This window comes from Streptomyces sp. NPDC041135, from assembly GCF_055592085.1.
Genome location: NZ_JBVIYZ010000012.1, coordinates 1 through 18,340, shown reverse-complemented (window position 1 = coordinate 18,340; position 18,340 = coordinate 1). Strand labels below are relative to the sequence as shown.

Genomic DNA, 18,340 nt, shown 5'->3' with positions numbered 1-18,340 from the left:
TCACCCGTATGTTCTACCCGACCCGGACCTTGGGCTGCTGCTGGGTGATGCAGTGGATGCCGCCGCCGCCCGCGAAGATCCGGCGGGCGTCGACCAGGGTCACCGTCCGCTCCGGGAAGAGGCGGCGGAAGATTCCGGCGGCGATCTCGTCGCGCGGGTCGTCGAAGCCGCACAGCACCACGCCGCCGTTGCACAGGTAGTGGTTGATGTAGGAGTAGTCGGCCCAGTGGCCGTCGGCCTCCAGGACGGTCGGGGCGGGCACCTCGACCACCTCCAGACGGCGGCCGCGCGCGTCGGTCGCCGACCTGAGCAGGCCGGTGACCTCCTGCGTGACCTCGTGGTCGGGGTGGGCCGGGTCGGGCTGCTGGTGGACGACGACCACGCCGGGCCGGGCGAAGGCGGCGACGATGTCGACGTGCCCGAGGGTGCCGTAGCCGTACGGGGGGTAGTCGCCGGTCAGGCCGCGCGGCAGCCAGATGGCCTTGCGGGTGCCGAGGTGGGCGTGGATCTCGGCCTCGACCTCCGCCTTCGTCCAGTGCGGGTTGCGCTCGGGGCCGAGCTGCACGGTCTCGGTGAGCAGCACCGTGCCCTCGCCGTCGACATGGATGGCGCCACCCTCGTTGACCAGCCGGGAGGCGTACGTCCGGGCGCCCGCGAGGTCGCTGACGTGCGCGGCGATCTTCGCGTCGTGTTCCCAGCGGGCCCAGTCCTGGGCGCCCCAGCCGTTGAACGTCCAGTCCACGGCGGCGAGGGAGCCCCGGCCGTCGGTGAGGAAGGTGGGGCCGATGTCCCGCATCCAGGCGTCGTCGAGGTCGCGTTCGACGGTCTCGATGCCGGGGCCGAGCAGGGCGCGCGCCCCTGCCGAGGCGCCGGGGCCGCACACCACCGTCACCGGTTCGAAGCGCCGCACGGCCCGGGCGACCGAGGCCCAGGCGGCCCGGGAGGCGGCGAGGTCCTCGGGGTCGTCGAAGGTGGGGTTGGGGCCCGGCCACGCCATCCAGGTGCGCTCGTGCGGGGCCCACTCGGCGGGCATCCGGAAGCCGTCGGCGGCGGGGGTGTTCATGTCGGGGTCCTTGTCGGTGGACGTCACAGGAAGTACAGGCGGTTGAGGGAGACCGAGTCGGCCGGCCCCGAGCGCAGCGGCTCGCCGTCGAGGGTCACCAGGCCGGTGCGCCCGTCCACGTCGACCGTTCCGGTGCGGGAGTTCAGGCGCAGGTCGGCCGGGCCGATGCCGCGGGTGCCGCGCACGGCGACCCGGCGGCGCCGGGTGGGCATCGTGTCGTTGCCCTGGTCGAGGGCGGCCTGCGCGACGAAGGCGACGGAGATGTCGGCGGGGGTGGCGCCGTGGCCGCCGAACAGCGGGCCCAGCACCAGGGGTTCGCAGGTGTCGGTGGCCGCGTTGGGGTCGCCGGTCACGCCGAACGCCGGGAAGCCGGACTTGAGCACGAGCTGCGGCTTGGCACCGAAGTACTCCGGCCGCCACAGCACGATGTCGGCCATCTTGCCGGTCTCGATCGAGCCGACCTCGTGGGCGAGGCCGTGCGCGAGGGCGGGATTGATGGTCAGCTTGGCGATGTAGCGCAGGACGCGTTCGTTGTCGTGGTCCTCGGGGGCGCCGAACTGGGCCTTCATCTTCCCGGCCATGGCGAACGTGCGGCGCACGGTCTCGCCGGCGCGGCCCATGCCCTGCGCGTCGGAGGAGGTGATGCCGATGGCGCCCAGGTCGTGCAGCACGTCCTCGGCGCCCATGGTGCCGGCGCGGATGCGGTCACGGGCCATGGCGGCGTCGCCGGGCAGGTCGGGCTTGAGGTCGTGGACGGAGACGATCATGCCGTAGTGCTCGGCGACCGCGTCCCGGCCGAAGGGCAGGGTGGGGTTGGTGGAGGAGCCGATGACGTTGGGCACCCCGGCCATCTTCAGCACGTTGGGGACGTGTCCGCCGCCGCAGCCCTCGATGTGGAAGGCGTGGATGGTGCGGCCGTCCAGCACGCGCAGGGTGTCCTCGACCGAGAGGCACTCGTTCAGCCCGTCGCTGTGCAGGGCGACCTGGACGTCGTGCTCCTCGGCGACGCGCAGCGCGGTGTCCAGGGCGCGGGTGTGGGCGCCCATGTCCTCGTGCACCTTGAAGCCGGACGCGCCGCCCTCGGCCAGCGCCTCGATCAGGGGGGCGCTGTCGGAGGACGAACCGCGGCCCAGGAAGCCGATGTTGACCGGCCAGGCGTCGAAGGCGCCGAAGGCGTGCCGCAGCGCCCAGGGCGAGTTGACGCCGACGCCCCACACCGGCCCGAACTCCTGCCCGATGATGGTGGTCACCCCGGAGGCCAGTGACGCCTCCATGATGCGCGGCGACAGCAGGTGCACATGGGTGTCGACGGCGCCGGCGGTGGCGATCAGCCCCTCGCCGGAGACGATGGACGTCCCCGTGCCGACCACGACGTCGACGCCGTCGAGGGTGTCGGGGTTGCCGGCCCGGCCCACGCCGCTGATCCGGCCCTCGCGGATGCCGATGGACACCTTGCGGATGCCCTGGGCGGCGTCGATCACGACGACGTTGCTGATCACGACGTCGCAGGTGTCGCGGACGGCGGCGGCCTTCAGGTGCAGCCCGTCGCGGGCGGTCTTGCCGAAGCCGGCCAGGAACTCGTCGCCGTAGCGCTGGGAGTCGGACTCGACGCGGACGGTCAGGCCGGAGTCGCCCAGCCGGATGCGGTCCCCGGCGCGGGGGCCGTGGGTGGCGGCGTAGGCGTACGCGTCGATGCTCATCGGCCGGCTCCCAGGTATCCGCAGGCGGTGGCCCTGCGCAGGGCCTCTTCCTTCGCGCCCGGCGCGTCCAGCGGCCCGTCGACCAGGCCGGCGAAGCCGATCGCGATCCGCTCGCCGCCGATCGGCACCAGCCCGACCTCGACCGTGTCCCCCGGGCCGAACCGGACCGAGGACCCGGCGGGCACCGCCAGGCGCATGCCGTAGGCCCGCTCGCGGGGGAAGTCCAGGCGCGGGTTGGCCTCGAAGAAGTGGAAGTGGGAGGTGACGGAGACGGGCACGGTCGCGGTGTTGGTGACCGTGATCCGCAGCTCGGGCGCGGGATCGGCGTGCTGCGGCCCGGGCAGCAGCGCGCCCGGTGCCTCCTGGCCCAGGCCGCCGCCGATGGGGTCGGCGACCACGGCGAGCCGGGAGCCGTCGTCGAAGACGGCCTCGACGTGCACCTCGGTGACGACGTCGGCGACGCCCGGCAGCACGTCGTCGGGGCCCAGCACCGACCGGGCCGCCTCGATGGCCTCGGCGAGCCGCCGGCCGTCCCGGGCCGCCTCGCAGACGGTGTCCGCGATCAGCGCGGTCGCCTCCGGGACGTTCAGCCGCAGACCGCGGGCCCGGCGGGCCCGGGCCAGCTCGGCGGCCGAGAACAGCAGCAGCCGGTCACGCTCCGTGGGAGTCAGTCTCACGTCCCGGCACCTCCTTGCCTTCCGCACGTTAGAGCACCACTCTAAACGTCGACGGCGGGAAACAGAAAGATTGACCGGTGACCCGGATACAGGTCACATTGAACGCCGCTCAAACATCAGGCGGCAGTCGAAGGAGACCCGGTCATGCCGATCGAACAGCACGGAGTCGACACCATCCCCGAGGCGGAACGCACCAGCGGCCCACGGGACCTCGTCGCGATCCTGCTCGGCTCCAACCTCTGCCTGGGCGTGATCGTCTTCGGCTGGCTGCCGCCGTCCTTCGGGCTCGGCTGGTGGGCGTCGGTGAGCGCGACCGTGGCGGGCACGGTGGCCGGCGCGCTGCTCACCGCCCCGCTGGCACTGATCTCGCTGCGCACCGCGACCAACCTCTCCACGTCCTCCGGCGCCCACTTCGGGGTGCGCGGCCGGCTGGTCGGCTCGGTCGTCGGGCTGCTGCTGGCCCTCGGCTACACCGCGCTGACGGTGTGGATCGGCGGCGACGTCATGCTCGGCGTCCTCGGCCGGCTCGTCGGACTGCCCGCCGGCGGGGCGTCGTACGCGGTCGTCTACGCGCTGCTCGCCGCGGCCACGGTGGCCGGCGCGGTCTACGGCTACCGGGTGCTGCTCGCGATGTCCCGGGTGCTGGCGGTCGGCATGACCGCCCTGCTGGCCCTGGGCGTGTTCGCCTACGCCCCGCACTTCACCACCGCGGCGCTGCCGGACGCGGGCGGCCTGCTGCTCGGCGGCTTCTGGCGGACCTGGTGTCTGGCCGCCGTGGCCGCCGGGCTGTCCGGGCCGATCGCCTTCATCACCCTGCTCGGCGACTACACCCGCTACATCTCCCCCGCCCGCCACAGCGGCCGCCGCGTGCTGCACGCCACCTGGCTGGGTCTGGTCGCGGGCCTGCTGGTGCCGCAGCTGTTCGGCACCTTCACGGCGTACGCGGCCCGGGCCGCCGGCGACTACGCGGGCCCCCTGGTCGCCGCCTCCCCCGGCTGGTACCTCGTCCCGCTGCTGCTGGCCGCCTCCGCCGGATCGGTCGGCAACGCGGGGCTGATGCTGTACTCGATGGGTCTCGACCTGGACGCCATCCTGCCCCGCGCCTCCCGCGCCCGCGCCACCTGCACGGTCGCCGTGGTCGCCACCGCCTGCGTCTTCGCCGGCCACTACGCCTGGAACGCCCAGTCCGCGATGACGTCCTTCGTGCTGCTGCTGACGGCCGTCGGCACCCCGTGGGCGGTCATCACCCTGATCGGCTCCGCCCGCTGCCGCGGCCGCTACGACGCCGACGCCCTCCAGGTCTTCAACCGCCGCTCCCGGGGCGGGATCTACTGGTACCGGGCGGGCTGGCACCTGCCCGCGACCGCGTCCTGGGCGCTGGGCGCGGCGACCGGGCTGCTGGCGGTGTCCCTGCCGTCGTACGAGGGCCCGCTGCTGTCCCTGACCGGCGGGGTGGACTGCAGCTTCCTGCTGTCGGGCGCGGTCGGCGGCCTCGCCTACGCGCTGCTGACCGCGCGCGGACCGGTCGGGGCCGCCGCCGACCCCGAGTCCGCGGCGGCCCTGACGGCACGCGAGGGGTGACCCCCTCCCGGGCGGGTCAGCCCAGCTTCTGCATCCAGCCGTGCCGGTCCTCGGCGTTGCCGCGCTGGATGTCCAGCAGGGCGCTGCGCAGGCGGAGGGTGACCTCACCGGGCTCCCCGCCGCCCTGCCGCCACTCGCCGCCGGCCCGCTTGACCGTGCCGACCGGGGTGATCACGGCGGCGGTGCCGCAGGCGAAGACCTCGGTGAGGGTGCCGTTCTCGGAGTCGCGCTGCCACTGGTCCACCGAGACGCGTCCCTCCTCGGCCTCGTAGCCGAGGTCGCGGGCGACGGCCAGCAGGGAGTCGCGGGTGACGCCCTCCAGGATGGATCCGGTCAGCGTGGGCGTGACGATCCGGTCCCCGTAGACGAAGTACAGGTTCATGCCGCCGAGTTCCTCGACCCACCGGTGCTCCACGGCGTCGAGGTAGCAGACCTGGTCGCAGCCCTTGGCGGCGGCCTCGGCCTGGGCCAGCAGCGAGGCGGCGTAGTTGCCGCCGGTCTTGGCGTCGCCCATGCCGCCGGGCACGGCCCGCACGCGGTCCTCCGAGACCCAGATGGACACCGGCTTCACCCCGCCGGGGAAGTACGCGCCGGCCGGGGAGGCGATGACCAGGAAGAGGTACTCGTTGGCGGGCTTGACGCCCAGGCCGACCTCGGTGGCGATCATGAACGGGCGCAGGTAGAGGGACTCCTCGCCGCCGTGCGCGGGCACCCAGTCCTTGTCCTGCTCGACCAGGACGTGGCAGGCCTCGACGAACGTCTCGACCGGCAGCTCCGGCATGGCCAGGCGGCGCGCGGAGCGCTGGAAGCGCTTGGCGTTCTGGTCCGGGCGGAAGGTGGCGACCGAGCCGTCGGGCTGGCGGTAGGCCTTCAGTCCCTCGAAGATCTCCTGCGCGTAGTGCAGGACGTTGGTGGCGGGGTCGAGGGGGATCGGCGCGTACGGGACGAGCTGGCCGTCGTGCCAGCCGCGGCCCTCGGTCCACTTGATCGTCACCATGTGGTCGGTGAAGTGGCGGCCGAATCCGGGGCTGGCCAGGATCGCGTCGCGCTCCGCGGCGGACAGCGGGCTCGCGGAGGGCTTCAGCTCGATCGTGGGCGTCGTCATGAGTGGGTGTCCTTCACCGGTTGTAGTGACGGGCCGCGCTCACGCCCGTACGGCCGGTGGCCAGTCTTAGGACGTCCGAGCATTCCCTCATACCGCGGCTCCGCGTTCGATTATCGCGCGGGGGCGGCGGCGGACGGAACCGGGGTGAATGCGGCCCAGGGGGTTGATGGTGGCACCCGGCGGGGGACAGGGGAAAGCCGCCGGGCGCTGAGTCGACCCGGCGGCTTCGGTGGTGCGTACGGCCGGCGGGTCAGCCGGCTACTCGTGCGGCCAGCGCGTCACCGATCTCGGAGGTGGAGCGCGCGGGCAGCCCGGCGCGCTCGGTGAGGTCGGCGGCGACCGCGGCGTCGATGCGGTCCGCCTCGGCGTGGTGGCCGAGGTGGCGCAGCAGCAGGCCGACGGAGAGGACCGTGGCGGTGGGGTCCGCCTTGCCCTGGCCCGCGATGTCCGGGGCCGAGCCGTGCACCGGCTCGAACATGGACGGGAACTCGCCGCCGGGGTTGATGTTGCCGGAGGCGGCGACGCCGATGCCGCCGGAGACGGCCGCGGCGAGGTCGGTGATGATGTCGCCGAAGAGGTTGTCGGTGACGATGACGTCGAACCGCTCGGGCTGGGTGACGAGGTAGATCGTCGCCGCGTCGACGTGGATGTACTCGGTGGTGACCTCGGGGAACTCCCCGGCGACCCGGTTGAAGATGTTCGTCCACAGGTGGCCCGCGAAGGTCAGCACGTTGTTCTTGTGGACCAGCGTGAGCTTCTTGCGCGGGCGGGCCTGGGCGCGGGCGAAGGCGTCGCGGACCACGCGCTCGACCCCAAAGGCGGTGTTGACGGAGACCTCGGTGGCGACCTCGTGCGGGGTGCCCGTGCGGATGGTGCCGCCGTTGCCGGTGTACGGGCCCTCGGTGCCCTCGCGGACCACGACGAAGTCGATCTCCGGCTCACCGGCCAGCGGCGTCGTCACCCCGGGGAGCAGCTTGCTCGGACGCAGGTTGACGTGGTGGTCGAAGGCGAAGCGGAGCTTGAGCAGGAAGCCGCGCTCCAGGACGCCGGAGGGGACCGAGGGGTCGCCGATGGCGCCGAGCAGGATGGCGTCGTGCCGCTTGAGCGCGTCGAGGTCGGCGTCGGTGAGGGTCTCACCGGTGGCGTGGTAGCGCCGGGCGCCGAAGTCGTAGTCCTTGGTCTCCAGCTTCACATCCTGCGGCAGGACGGCGGAGAGGACCTTCAGACCCTCGGCCACGACCTCCTGGCCGATGCCGTCACCGGGGATCACTGCGAGATTGAGGCTGCGAGACATGTCGGCACCCTACTCCTCGTCCCATGGGATGACACGCGCTGTCCGCCATCCGGACGCCGCGCGGGCGCCGTGCGGGCGTCGTGCGGGCGTCGGCAACTCCCCGGCCCGAGGCCCCGCCCCAGCTTCCGGATACCGGTTCAGACGCCGGTTTCGGGCGCCCGTTCCGGTGCCGGTGTCATCCTGTCGGCCGCAGTTCACCCGGGTGCCGCACGGGCGTCGGCGGGCGGTGGAAGCTTCCCCGGCATGGAGACCCCTGACGTCGGCATCCCGCGCCGTCTCGCGGAGCGCATGAGCATGGCCGAGCAGTACGAGTACCTGCGCACCCGGCCGACCCGGCGCCGCACGCTGGTGACGGCGGGCGCGGTGGCGGGCGGGCTGCTGACGGGTGGCGCGAGCGCCTCGGGCGCCACCGTCCGCACCGCCGCGCCGGTGTCCGCCGGCGCCCGGCCGGCCGGTGCGGTGCTCACCCCGTTCGGCCGCCATCTGGCCTTCGGGGCGGATCCGCGCACCATGATGCGGATCTCCTGGCAGGTCCCCTTCGCGGTCACCCGGCCCTACGTGCGCCTCGGGCTGCGCCCCGACGGCCTCGGCCACCGCGTGGACGCCGAGCTGCGCCCGCTGCACACCCCCGGCGTGGAAGGGGTGCGGCCGGCGGTCGGGCAGTACTACGTGCACGCGGCGCTGGACGGCCTCACGCCCGGCACCACCTACTACTACGGCGTCGGCCACGACGGCTGGGACCCCGCCTCCCCAGCCCACCGGCGCACCATCGCCTCCTTCCGCACCGCGCCGGCCCGCCCGGAGCGGTTCGTCTTCACGGCCTTCGGCGACCAGGGCGTCAGCAACGGCGCGCGCGCCAACGACAGCCTGCTGCTGCGCCGCGGGCCCGCCTTCCACCTGCACGCGGGCGACATCTGCTACGCCGACGCCGCCGGCACCGGCACCGCCTCGGACGGCTACGACCCGCGGCAGTGGGACGTGTACCTGAAGCAGACCGAGCCGGTGGCGAAGTCGGTGCCGTGGATGGTGACCACGGGCAACCACGACATGGAGGCCTGGTACTCCCCCGACGGCTACGGCGGCCAGCTCGCCCGGTTCTCCCTGCCGGACAACGGCTTCGACGCGGGCAGGGCACCGGGCGTCTACGCGTTCACGTACGGCAACGTCGGCTTCGTGGCCCTGGACGCCAACGACGTGTCCTACGAGATCCCCGCCAACTCCGGTTACAGCGGCGGCCGTCAGACGGCCTGGCTGGACCGGCAGCTGGCCCGGCTGCGGTCGGCGGAGGGCGTCGACTTCGTGGTGGTGTTCTTCCACCACTGCGCCTACTCGACCTCGCGGCACGCCTCGGACGGCGGGGTGCGCACGCAGTGGCTGCCGCTGTTCGCCCGGCACCGGGTGGACCTGGTGATCAACGGCCACAACCACGTGTACGAGCGCACGGACGCGGTGAAGGACGGAGCGGTGGGCCGGGCGGTGCCGGTCGGCGGCTCGACGGACCCCGCGCGGGACGGGACCGTGTACGTCACCGCGGGCGGCGGCGGCCGGGACCTGTACTCCTTCCCCCCGGGCGTCGAGGACAGCTACGAGGGGCACGTCACCCGGCACGACGCGGTACGGACCTTCCACTGGACGAAGGCCGGGACCGCGGCGCCGGAGACGGCGGAGTGGTCGCGGGTGCGGTACACCGGCTTCTCCGTCCTCTCGGTGGAGGCGGAGCCCGGCGCGTCGCCGCGGCTGACGGTGTCCGCGTGGGCCGGGGACGGCACGCGGATCGACCGTTTCCAGGTGCGGCGCGGCGGCTGAGGCCGCGCCGCACCTGAGCGGGTGCGGCTCCCGGTTCTGGGGGGCGCGGCCGGCTCAGTGGCCGGTCTCGCCGCCGTTGTCGCGGCGGTCGAGCGCGCGCTGGAGGGCGTCTGCGGCGTTCTTGCGGTCCGTCTCGCTCACGCTGGACACGTGGCGGACGCGGCGGCGGGCGGTCGTCTCGGCCATGGGAATCGACTCCTTCGACACACGGGAGTACGGAAATTACGGCGGGGTGGTAGCGAGACGCCGGAAGGGGCGTGGAGCGGGGCCGCAGGGATTGCCTGCACGGGGCCCGGCTCACGATCGCCATTCGCTTGATCGAGCGAGACGTTCGGCTCCTACCAAGCTAAGACACCCGGCCGCGTCTGTCTGCCCAATTACTCGGACTTCCTACTATCTGAGACGGCGGACGGCGATCGCGTGCGGGCATGGGAACGGGCCGGGAAGCCCGCTCGGAGGTCAGGCTTCCCGGCCCGTGGCCGAAGGGGCTGGTCAGCCCATGTGCGGGTAGCTGTAGTCGGTCGGCGGGACCAGCGTCTCCTTGATGGCGCGGGTCAGGGTCCAGCGCTGCAGGTTCTGCGGGGCGCCGGCCTTGTCGTTGGTGCCGGAGGCACGGCCGCCGCCGAAGGGCTGCTGGCCGACGACGGCGCCGGTGGACTTGTCGTTGATGTAGAAGTTGCCCGCGGCGTAGCGGAGCCGGTCCATCGTGTACGCGGCCGCCGCGCGGTCGTTGGAGACGACCGAGCCGGTCAGGGCGTAGGCCGACACCGACTCCATCTGGGTCAGCATCTCGTCGTACCGGTCGTCCTCGTAGACGTGGACGGCGAGGATCGGGCCGAAGTACTCGGTCGTGAAGACCTCGTTCTCCGGGTCGGTGCACTCGATGACGGTCGGGCGGACGAAGTAGCCGACCGAGTCGTCGTAGGAGCCGCCCGCGACGATCGTGCAGGACGGGTCCTGCCGGGCGCGGTCGATGGCGGCCTTGTTCTTGGCGAAGGCACGCTCGTCGATGACCGCGCCCATGAAGTTGGCGAAGTCGGTGACGTCACCCATGGTCAGGTAGTCGACCTCGGCCGCGAACTCCTCCTTGAAACCGGAGTTCCAGATGGAGGCGGGGATGTAGGCGCGGGAGGTGGCGGAGCACTTCTGGCCCTGGTACTCGAAGGCACCGCGGGTCAGCGCCGTCTTCAGCACCGCGCGGTCGGCGCTCGGGTGGGCGACGAGGAAGTCCTTGCCGCCGGTCTCGCCGACCAGGCGCGGGTAGGACCGGTACTTCTCGATGTTGTTGCCGACCGTCTTCCACAGGTACTGGAAGGTCTTGGTGGAACCGGTGAAGTGGATGCCGGCCAGGTCGCGGTGGTTCAGCGCCACCTCGGAGACCTCGATGCCGTCGCCGGTGACGAGGTTGATGACGCCCTTGGGCAGCCCCGCCTCCTCCAGCAGCCGCATGAGCAGCACGGCGGCGTGGGTCTGGGTCGGGGACGGCTTCCAGACCACGACGTTGCCCATCAGCGCCGGGGCGGTGGGCAGGTTGGCGGCGATCGCCGAGAAGTTGAACGGCGTGATCGCGTAGACGAAGCCCTCCAGCGGGCGGTGGTCGAGGCGGTTCCACACGCCCGGCGAGTTGGCCGGGGGCTGCTCGGCGAGGATCTGGCGGGCGTAGTGGACGTTGAAGCGCCAGAAGTCGACCAGCTCGCAGGGGCTGTCGATCTCCGCCTGCTGGGCGGTCTTGGACTGGCCGAGCATGGTGGAGGCGGCGATCGTCTCGCGCCACGGACCGGCCAGCAGTTCGGCGGCGCGCAGGATGATCGCCGCGCGGTCGTCGAAGGCCATCGCGCGCCAGGCGGGCGCGGCGGCGAGGGCCGCGTCGACGGCGTCCTGGGCGTCCTGCCGGGTGGCGTGGCGCAGGGTGCCGATGACGGCCTTGTGGTTGTGCGGCTGGACCACCTGGAACGGCTCGCCGCCGCCCATCCGCCGCTCGCCGCCGATGGTCATCGGCAGGTCGATCGGGTTCTCGGCCAGCTCCTTGAGCTTGGCCTCCAGGCGGGCGCGCTCGGGCGAACCGGGGGCGTAGCCGTGCACCGGCTCGTTGACGGGGGTGGGGACCTGGGTCACAGCGTCCATGGGTTCCGTAACTCCTTGCGTTGAGCGGGTGGTTCGGGCTCAGCCCTTGCTGATCATCGAGCGGACGAAGAACCGCAGGTTGGCGGGCTTCTCCGCCAGGCGGCGCATGAAGTAGCCGTACCAGTCGGTGCCGTAGGCGGTGTAGACGCGCATGCGGTGGCCCTCGGCGGCGAGCCGCAGGTGCTCCTCGCCGCGGATGCCGTACAGCATCTGGAACTCGTACTCGCCGGGCTTGCGGCCGGCCTGGTGGGCCAGCTCCTGGGCGATGGCGATCAGCCGCGGGTCGTGGGACCCGATCATCGGGTAGCCGTCGCCCTCCATCAGCGTCCGCAGGATACGGACGTACGCCTTGTCGATCTCGTGCTTCTGCTGGTAGGCGACCTCGGCGGGCTCCTTGTAGGCGCCCTTGACCAGCCGCACCCGGCTGCCGCTCGCGGCGAGGCGGCGGGCGTCGGCCTCGGTGCGGAAGAGGTAGGCCTGGATGACGCAGCCGGTCCGCGGGAAGTCCTTCCGCAGCTCCTCGTGGATGGCGAACATCGAGTCGAGGGTGGTGTGGTCCTCGGCGTCCAGCGTCACGGTCGTGCCGATGGCGGCGGCGGCCTCGACGACCGGGCGGACGTTGGCCAGCGCGAGGTCGTGGCCGCCGTCCAGCGCCTGGCCGAACATCGAGAGCTTGACGGACATCTCGACCTTCTCGCCCAGCTCCAGGCCGCCCAGCCGCTCGACCAGCTCGAGGTAGGCGTCGCGGGCGGCGGCGGCCTGCCCGGGGGTGGTGATGTCCTCGCCGACGACGTCCATCGTCAGCTCCAGGCCCTGGGCCGTGCGCTCCTTGATGATCGGCAGCACGTCGTCGACGCTCTCGCCCGGTATGAAGCGGTCGACGACCTGCTTGGTCACCGGGGCCGCCGAGATCAGGCGTCGCATCCGGTCGCTGCGCGACGCGGCGAGAATCACGGGACCCAGCACGGGGCACCTCCACAGACAAGCACCGATACGGCCGCTTCCCGACGGTTCGGGTACGGCACGGAGAACCACCGTGAAACCTAGGAGTCCCTTCGATCGTCAGCCATCGACAGCTGCCACGCATCCGTGCCCGGGATCTCAGACATCTGTATGAAAGCCGTGCGGAAATGCGGGAGAATGCCCGGGTGACGGTGGGTAGTGGTCCTTTCAGGAACGTGGGTGACTACCAGGAGCTGGTGGACGAGATCTCCGAGCTGCTGGGCGCTCCGGCGACCCTGGAGAGCCGCGACTTCGAGCTGATCGCCTTCGGGACGTACGACAGCGAGGGCGATCTCGACCCCTCGGCGCTGGACCCGGTGCGCACCCGCTCGATCCTGACCCGGCGCTCGACGGCGGCGGTCCGGACCTGGTTCGAGGGCTTCGGCATCACCCGGGCGACGGCCCCCGTGCGCATCCCGCCGACCCCGGCGGCGGGGGTCTACCGCGGCCGCATCTGCCTGCCGGTACGCCATCGCGGTGTCGTCCTCGGCTACGTCTGGCTGCTGGACGACGACCCCGGCCCCAGCGAGCGGCAGCTGACCGCGGCCATGGCCGTCACGGCCCGGATCGGCGCGCTGCTGGCCGACGAGGCGGCGGCCGGGGCCGACCTGACCCGGGAGCTGCGCGCGGTGCTCACCGCCGAGCGGGGCTGGCAGCGCGACATGGCGGTCGCCGAGCTGCGCACCGCCCTCGGGACCCGTGCGGACGGGCCGCACACCGTCGTCTGCGTGGCGCCGTGGCCGTCCGCCGATCCGGACGACGCGCCGTCCGTGCGCACGCTGCCGGGCGCGACGGCCCTGTGCACGGTGCCGTGGGGCACGGCCGGGCAGTGCCTGGCCCTGCTGGTGCGGCTGCGGTCGGCGGACACGCTGACCCCGGCGGTGTCGGCGGCGGGCCGGCTGCTGGAGCGGGCGGGCGACGCCGGGCCGGGGCGCACGGGAGCGGCGGGCCCGGGCGGGGCGGGCTCAGCGGCGGCGGGCGGGAGCGCGGCCGCCGGGATCGCCGGGGCCCGGCCGGGGATCGCCGAGCTGGGCACGGCCTGGCAGGAGGCGTCGGCGGCGGCCCGGGCGGCGCTCGCCGAGCCCCGATTCGGCCCGGTCGCCCGGTGGGGGGACATCGGGCCGTACCGGCTGCTGACCTCCCTGCCCGCCGGTGCGGCCCACGACCCGGTGGTGGCGCCCCTGCTCACCCCGGCCCACCACGACCTCGCCCGCACCGCCGAGGTCTACCTCGACCGCGCGGGACAGGCCGGCCGGACCGCCGCCGAGCTGGGCATCCACCGCCAGACCCTGTACTACCGGCTGTCCCGGGTGGAGCAGCTGACGGGCCTGGACCTGGACGACGGCGAGGACCGGCTGCTGCTGCACATGGCGCTGAAGGGGGCGCGGCTGTAGGGCCCGTCGGGGCCGTCGGCGCGCGGGAGCGGGCCGGAGCTGGTCTGCTGGTCGTGGGAGCCGTAGCCGTCGCAGCCGAAGGCCCCCGGCCCCGCAGCCCGTCAGACCCTCAGTCCGTCACCGGGGAGTTCGCAGATGAGTACCTACCGAGTCGCGCAGGTGGCCACCGCCGGGGGGCCGTTCGAGATCGTGGAGCGTCCGGTGCCGCGGCCGGGCCCGGGCCACGTCCGGATCGCCGTGGAGGCCTGCGGGGTCTGCCACAGCGACACGTTCTTCGTGAACGCGGCCCTGCCGGGCGTCCGCTTCCCCGTGGTGCCCGGGCACGAGATCGCCGGGCGGATCGAGGACCTCGGCGAGGGCACCCGGGAGCGGGAGTGGCAGGTCGGCGACCGGGTGACGGTCGGCTGGTTCGGCGGCAGCTGCGGCCACTGCCTGCCCTGCCGGCAGGGCGACTTCATCGTGTGCCCGAACCTCAAGGTGCCCGGCTGGACCTACGACGGCGGCTTCGGCGAGTCGGTCGTCGCGCCGGCCGACGCCCTGGCCCGGATCCCGGACGTGCTGACCGCCGCCGAGGCGGGGCCCCTGGCCTGCGCGGGCGTGACCACGTACAACGGGCTGCGCCGCAGTTCCGCCCGGCCCGGAGACCTCGTCGCCGTGCTCGGGCTCGGCGGACTGGGCCACCTGGGGGTGCAGTACGCGGCCGCCATGGGCTTCGAGACCGTCGCCATCGCCCGCGGCGCCGACAAGGCCGACTTCGCCCGGCGGCTGGGGGCCCACCACTACATCGACAGCACCGGCGGCACGGCCGTGGCGGACGCCCTCCAGGCGCTGGGCGGCGCGCGGGTGGTGCTGGCCACGGCGGGCGCCTCCGACGCGATCACGGCCACGGTCGACGGGCTGGCGCACCGCGGTGAACTGGTGGTCATCGGCGTGGACCCGGCCGGGCTGGGAATCAGCCCCCTCCAGCTCATCTCCGGCGGCAGGACCGTGCGCGGCCACCCGTCCGGCACCGCGCAGGACGTGCAGGACACCATGGCGTTCAGCGCCCTGCACGGCATCCGCCCGGTGACCGAGATCCTGCCGCTCCAGGACGCGGCGGAGGCCTACCGGAAGATGACCGAGGGCGCCGCCCGCTTCCGGATGGTCCTCACCATGGGCTGACCCGGAGTAAGGCGTGCTCCCCACGGGCCCGCACGCGTCCGGCCGGGACCCGCGGCGGTGCGGTCAGCCGCGGGTGGCGTTCTCGATCACCTGGCGCAGCCCCGCGGTGAGCTGCTCGGCGCCGGGGGCGGTCGCGGCGTCGAAGGTGTACAGGGTGATCAGGCCCGTCATCAGGACCGTGTAGAAGCTGCCGAGCGTGTCCACGACGTCCTCCGGCACGTCCTCCTCGGGCACACCGGTCAGCAGGGCGACGAAACCGCGCGAGCCCTCCCGCTGCGCCCGCGCCAGATGGTCGCGGACCTCGGGCAGCTGGTCCCCCATCACCGCGATCTCCGCACTGAGCCGCCACAGCGAGCCGGGCTCGCGCATCGTGGCGATGACGTTCGACCACACCTCCTGGAACCGCTCCAGGGACCCGGGCGCGGCCGTGATGCCCTTGGCCGCGCCCGCGTCCGCGCCGCCCTCGAAGGCGCCGGACACCTCCTCGACGAGTGCCACGTAGGCCTGCGCGAGCAGGGCGTCCTTCGAGCCGTAGTGGTAGCCGATGGAGGCCAGGTTGGTCCCCGACGCCTTCACGATGTCGCGCGCGGTGGTGCGGGCGAAGCCCTTCTCCAGCAGGCAGCGCCTGGCGCCCTCGAGCAGATCCTCACGGTGTCCCATGCCGACCACCCTACCCAGCGTTCATACGACCGTCCTAGACGACTGACTTATACAATCGTTCTAGACAGTTGTTTAAGACGTCCGTACAGTCACCGGCATGACGAACTCGACGAGCACCACCACGCCCCCGGCCGTCCGGGCCGGCCGCCGCGAATGGACCGCACTCGGCGTCCTGATGCTCCCGCTGCTGCTGGTCTCGATGGACGTCTCGGTGCTGTACTTCGCACTCCCCGCGATCGGCGCGGACCTGGAGCCGACCGGCGTCCAGCAGCTGTGGATCCTGGACGTCTACGGCTTCGTCCTGGCCGGGCTGCTGCTCACGATGGGCTCGCTCGGCGACCGCCTGGGCCGCCGCAGGGTCCTGCTGGCGGGCGCCGCCGCCTTCGGTGCCGCCTCGCTCCTCGCGGCCTTCGCCGACAGCGCCGGGACCCTCATCGCGGCCCGCGCGGTGCTCGGCGTCGGCGGAGCCACCCTGATGCCCTCCACGATGGGCCTGCTGCGCACGATGTTCACCGACCCCGGCCAGCGCGCCAAGGCGATCGGCCTGTGGTCCGGGGTGATGACCGGCGGGATCGCGCTCGGCTCGGTGATGAGCGGCATCCTCGTCGAGCACTTCTGGTGGGGCTCGGTCTTCCTGGTCAACCTGCCCGCCATGGCCCTGCTGCTGATCGTCGGCCCGGTGCTGCTGCCGGAGTCCAGGAACCCGCGGCCCGGCCGCTTCGACTGGGCCGGCGTGCCCCTGTCGATGGCCGCCGTCCTCCCGGTCGTCTACGGCCTGAAGGAGATCCCCGCCGAAGGCTGGCACGTCCGGTACGTCGTGTCGGTGACCGTCGGTCTGCTCTTCGCCGCCCTGTTCGTCCACCGCCAGCGCACCGCGGCCTCGCCGCTCGTCCCCCCGGCCCTGCTGCGCGGCCGCGGCTTCACCCCGGCGCTCGTGCTCACCCTGGTCTCCGCCCTCGGCATGCTGGGCTCGGCCGTCTACACCACCCAGTACCTCCAGTCGGTCCTCGGCAAGAGCCCGCTCTCGGCCGCCCTGTGGAGCCTGCTGCCCTCGGTGCTGATCGGCGTCGCCGGGCCCGTGACCGCGCAGCTCGTCCAGCGCGGCGCCGACCGCGGGCGGGTCGTCGCCTGCGGCTTCGTCCTCAGCGCCGCCGGTTACGCGCTGCTGGCCGGGGCCGGCACCGACTCGCTGTGGCTGGTGCTCGCCGCCGCCGGGGTGCTGGCCTGCGGGGTCGTGACGGTGATGTCCCAGCTGACCGACCTGGCGATGGGCACCGTCCCGGTGGAGCACGCCGGATCGGCGTCCTCACTGCTGGAGACGGGCACCGAGTTCGGCGGCGCCCTCGGGATGGCGGTCCTGGGCTCCGTCGGTACGGCCGTCTTCGGCCACCGGATGCCCGCCGCGGCCCCCGCCGAGGCCCGCGAGACCCTCGGCGGCGCCCTCTCGGTCGCCGGCCGGCTCCCCGGCCCGGCCGGTGCGGACCTGGCCGCCGCGGCCCGGGAGGCGTTCACCCAGGGCATGCAGGCGGCGGCGGTCGTGGGTGCGGTGCTGATGCTGGGGGCCGCGGTCACGGCGGCCGTCACCCTGCGCGGGACCGCCCCGGACGCCGGCGGGCGGTGACACGCACGAAAGCGCCGGGCGGCCGAGGGAGTTCCTCGGCCGCCCGGCGCTCAGGCTGCTGCGGGACGGGCCTGCTCAGACCAGGTTGACCGAGCGCGCGGAGGTCGCGCCGATCTCCGCGGCCACGTCGGCCAGCACGGTGGGCGTCACGTTGTCGTCGACCGTGAGGACCGCCAGCGCCTCGCCGCCGGCCGCGGACCGGGCGACCTGCATGCCGGCGATGTTGAGACCCGCCTCGCCGAGGATGCGGCCGACGGTGCCGACGACACCCGGACGGTCCTCGTAGCGCAGGACGAGCATGTGGTCGGCGAGCGCGAGGTCCACGTCGAAGTCGCCGACCGCGACGACCTTCTGCAGGTGCTTCGGGCCGGCCAGGGTGCCGGAGACCGACACCTCCTCGCCGTCCGCGAGGGTGCCGCGCACGGTGACCACGTTGCGGTGGTCGGCCGACTCCGAGCTGGTCGTCAGCCGGACCTCGACACCTCGCTCCTGGGCGAACAGCGGGGCGTTGACGTACGACACCGTCTCGTCGACGACGTCCTCGAAGACACCCTTGAGCGCGGACAGCTCCAGCACCTTCACGTCGTGCTGGGTGATCTCGCCGTACACCTCGACGTCGAGGCGGACCGCGACCTCGCCCGCGAGCGCGGTGAAGATACGGCCCAGGCGCTCGGCCAGCGGCAGACCCGGCTTGACGTCCTCGGCGATGACACCGCCCTGCACGTTGACCGCGTCCGGCACCAGCTCGCCGGCCAGGGCCAGGCGCACCGAACGGGCCACGGCGATGCCCGCCTTCTCCTGGGCCTCGTCGGTGGAGGCGCCCAGGTGCGGGGTGCAGACGACCTGGTCCAGCTCGAACAGCGGGGAGTCGGTGCAGGGCTCCTTGGCGTACACGTCGAGGCCGGCGCCGGCGACCCGGCCCTCCTTCAGCGCCGCGTACAGCGCCGCCTCGTCCACGATGCCGCCGCGCGCGGCGTTGACGATGCGCACACCGGGCTTGACCTTGCGCAGCGCCTCGTCACCGATCAGACCGAGCGTCTCGGGCGTCTTGGGCAGATGGACGGTGATGAAGTCGGAGACCTCCAGCAGTTCGTCCAGCGACAGCACCTTCACGCCCATCTGCGCGGCCCGGGCGGGCTGCACGTAGGGGTC

At 73.2% G+C, this 18,340-nt stretch carries 15 protein-coding genes; 5 read left to right on the top strand and 10 right to left on the bottom strand.

Annotation, left to right across the window (positions count from 1 at the left end):
• Positions 1-13: 13 nt before the first annotated feature.
• Genes ACZ6CZ_RS25340 through ureA form a run of 3 tightly spaced genes read right to left on the bottom strand, consistent with a single transcriptional unit; the run spans position 14 to position 3,440 of the window.
• A complete protein-coding gene (locus tag ACZ6CZ_RS25340; protein WP_469025308.1) occupies positions 14-1,063 on the bottom strand; it encodes an agmatine deiminase family protein in 1,050 nt (349 codons plus the stop codon).
• 23 nt (positions 1,064-1,086) lie between these two features.
• Positions 1,087-2,763, bottom strand: a complete 1,677-nt coding sequence (locus ACZ6CZ_RS25335; RefSeq protein WP_469025305.1) for an urease subunit alpha — start codon at positions 2,761-2,763, stop codon at positions 1,087-1,089.
• Positions 2,760-3,440 carry an urease subunit gamma gene (gene ureA, locus ACZ6CZ_RS25330; RefSeq protein ID WP_469025303.1) on the bottom strand — a complete coding sequence of 227 codons (681 nt, stop codon included), beginning with the start codon at positions 3,438-3,440 and terminating at the stop codon, positions 2,760-2,762. Before ureA ends, ACZ6CZ_RS25335 begins: the two co-directional genes overlap by 4 nt.
• A 144-nt stretch (positions 3,441-3,584) precedes the next feature.
• Here ureA and ACZ6CZ_RS25325 point away from each other — a divergent pair, with 144 nt between their 5' ends.
• Complete coding sequence (locus ACZ6CZ_RS25325; protein ID WP_469025301.1) at positions 3,585-5,021, top strand: cytosine permease; 1,437 nt, start codon at positions 3,585-3,587, stop codon at positions 5,019-5,021.
• A 16-nt stretch (positions 5,022-5,037) separates the two neighbouring features.
• Here the strand turns inward: ACZ6CZ_RS25325 and ACZ6CZ_RS25320 are convergent, their stop codons facing one another.
• Together ACZ6CZ_RS25320 and ACZ6CZ_RS25315 are read right to left on the bottom strand one after the other, a co-directional pair.
• On the bottom strand, positions 5,038-6,126 hold the full coding sequence (locus ACZ6CZ_RS25320) for a branched-chain amino acid aminotransferase (RefSeq protein WP_469025298.1): 1,089 nt from the start codon (positions 6,124-6,126) through the stop codon (positions 5,038-5,040).
• Between the two features lie 250 nt (positions 6,127-6,376).
• Positions 6,377-7,420 (bottom strand): 3-isopropylmalate dehydrogenase, encoded by a 1,044-nt coding sequence (locus tag ACZ6CZ_RS25315; protein WP_469025296.1) that lies wholly within the window; start codon positions 7,418-7,420, stop codon positions 6,377-6,379.
• 243 nt (positions 7,421-7,663) lie between these two features.
• On the opposite strand from ACZ6CZ_RS25315, the gene ACZ6CZ_RS25310 reads away from it, so the two are divergent.
• The gene (locus ACZ6CZ_RS25310; protein ID WP_469025293.1) at positions 7,664-9,226 is read left to right on the top strand and encodes a purple acid phosphatase family protein; all 1,563 of its coding nucleotides are present in this window, start codon (positions 7,664-7,666) and stop codon (positions 9,224-9,226) included.
• A gap of 54 nt (positions 9,227-9,280) precedes the next feature.
• Here ACZ6CZ_RS25310 and ACZ6CZ_RS25305 read toward each other — a convergent pair whose 3' ends face one another.
• The 3 genes from ACZ6CZ_RS25305 to ACZ6CZ_RS25295 form a co-directional block, all read right to left on the bottom strand.
• A complete protein-coding gene (locus ACZ6CZ_RS25305) occupies positions 9,281-9,412 on the bottom strand; it encodes a hypothetical protein (RefSeq protein WP_469025291.1) in 132 nt (43 codons plus the stop codon).
• Positions 9,413-9,718: 306 nt separating this feature from the next.
• Entirely contained in the window at positions 9,719-11,350 is a 1,632-nt protein-coding gene (pruA, locus tag ACZ6CZ_RS25300; RefSeq protein WP_469025289.1) for an L-glutamate gamma-semialdehyde dehydrogenase, read from the bottom strand.
• Between the two features lie 39 nt (positions 11,351-11,389).
• Positions 11,390-12,316: a proline dehydrogenase family protein gene (locus ACZ6CZ_RS25295; RefSeq protein ID WP_469025286.1), complete on the bottom strand. Its 927-nt coding sequence runs from the start codon at positions 12,314-12,316 to the stop codon at positions 11,390-11,392.
• 164 nt (positions 12,317-12,480) lie between these two features.
• Here ACZ6CZ_RS25295 and ACZ6CZ_RS25290 point away from each other — a divergent pair, with 164 nt between their 5' ends.
• Complete coding sequence (locus ACZ6CZ_RS25290) at positions 12,481-13,746, top strand: PucR family transcriptional regulator (protein ID WP_469025284.1); 1,266 nt, start codon at positions 12,481-12,483, stop codon at positions 13,744-13,746.
• A gap of 135 nt (positions 13,747-13,881) precedes the next feature.
• Positions 13,882-14,907, top strand: a complete 1,026-nt coding sequence (locus ACZ6CZ_RS25285) for an alcohol dehydrogenase catalytic domain-containing protein (protein WP_469025282.1) — start codon at positions 13,882-13,884, stop codon at positions 14,905-14,907.
• A 63-nt stretch (positions 14,908-14,970) separates the two neighbouring features.
• On the opposite strand, the gene ACZ6CZ_RS25280 is transcribed toward ACZ6CZ_RS25285, so the two are convergent.
• Entirely contained in the window at positions 14,971-15,567 is a 597-nt protein-coding gene (locus ACZ6CZ_RS25280) for a TetR/AcrR family transcriptional regulator (protein ID WP_469025280.1), read from the bottom strand.
• A gap of 97 nt (positions 15,568-15,664) precedes the next feature.
• Here ACZ6CZ_RS25280 and ACZ6CZ_RS25275 point away from each other — a divergent pair, with 97 nt between their 5' ends.
• Positions 15,665-17,188, top strand: coding sequence for an MFS transporter (locus ACZ6CZ_RS25275; protein ID WP_469025278.1), 1,524 nt, complete (start codon positions 15,665-15,667; stop codon positions 17,186-17,188).
• A gap of 75 nt (positions 17,189-17,263) precedes the next feature.
• On the opposite strand, the gene ACZ6CZ_RS25270 is transcribed toward ACZ6CZ_RS25275, so the two are convergent.
• Positions 17,264-18,340 (bottom strand): NAD(P)-dependent oxidoreductase (locus ACZ6CZ_RS25270; RefSeq protein ID WP_469025275.1); only part of this gene is annotated, 1,077 nt, incomplete at its 5' end.

What these genes read in the sequence shown, in the direction of transcription:
- ACZ6CZ_RS25340 (WP_469025308.1), bottom strand. Translation starts at nt 1,063, where the DNA reads ATGAACACCCCCGCCGCCGACGGCTTCCGGATGCCCGCCGAGTGGGCC.
- ACZ6CZ_RS25335 (WP_469025305.1), bottom strand. Translation starts at nt 2,763, where the DNA reads ATGAGCATCGACGCGTACGCCTACGCCGCCACCCACGGCCCCCGCGCC.
- ACZ6CZ_RS25325 (WP_469025301.1), top strand. Translation starts at nt 3,585, where the DNA reads ATGCCGATCGAACAGCACGGAGTCGACACCATCCCCGAGGCGGAACGC.
- ACZ6CZ_RS25320 (WP_469025298.1), bottom strand. Translation starts at nt 6,126, where the DNA reads ATGACGACGCCCACGATCGAGCTGAAGCCCTCCGCGAGCCCGCTGTCC.
- ACZ6CZ_RS25315 (WP_469025296.1), bottom strand. Translation starts at nt 7,420, where the DNA reads ATGTCTCGCAGCCTCAATCTCGCAGTGATCCCCGGTGACGGCATCGGC.
- ACZ6CZ_RS25310 (WP_469025293.1), top strand. Translation starts at nt 7,664, where the DNA reads ATGGAGACCCCTGACGTCGGCATCCCGCGCCGTCTCGCGGAGCGCATG.
- ACZ6CZ_RS25305 (WP_469025291.1), bottom strand. Translation starts at nt 9,412, where the DNA reads ATGGCCGAGACGACCGCCCGCCGCCGCGTCCGCCACGTGTCCAGCGTG.
- pruA (WP_469025289.1), bottom strand. Translation starts at nt 11,350, where the DNA reads ATGGACGCTGTGACCCAGGTCCCCACCCCCGTCAACGAGCCGGTGCAC.
- ACZ6CZ_RS25290 (WP_469025284.1), top strand. Translation starts at nt 12,481, where the DNA reads ATGCGGGAGAATGCCCGGGTGACGGTGGGTAGTGGTCCTTTCAGGAAC.
- ACZ6CZ_RS25285 (WP_469025282.1), top strand. Translation starts at nt 13,882, where the DNA reads ATGAGTACCTACCGAGTCGCGCAGGTGGCCACCGCCGGGGGGCCGTTC.
- ACZ6CZ_RS25280 (WP_469025280.1), bottom strand. Translation starts at nt 15,567, where the DNA reads ATGGGACACCGTGAGGATCTGCTCGAGGGCGCCAGGCGCTGCCTGCTG.
- ACZ6CZ_RS25275 (WP_469025278.1), top strand. Translation starts at nt 15,665, where the DNA reads ATGACGAACTCGACGAGCACCACCACGCCCCCGGCCGTCCGGGCCGGC.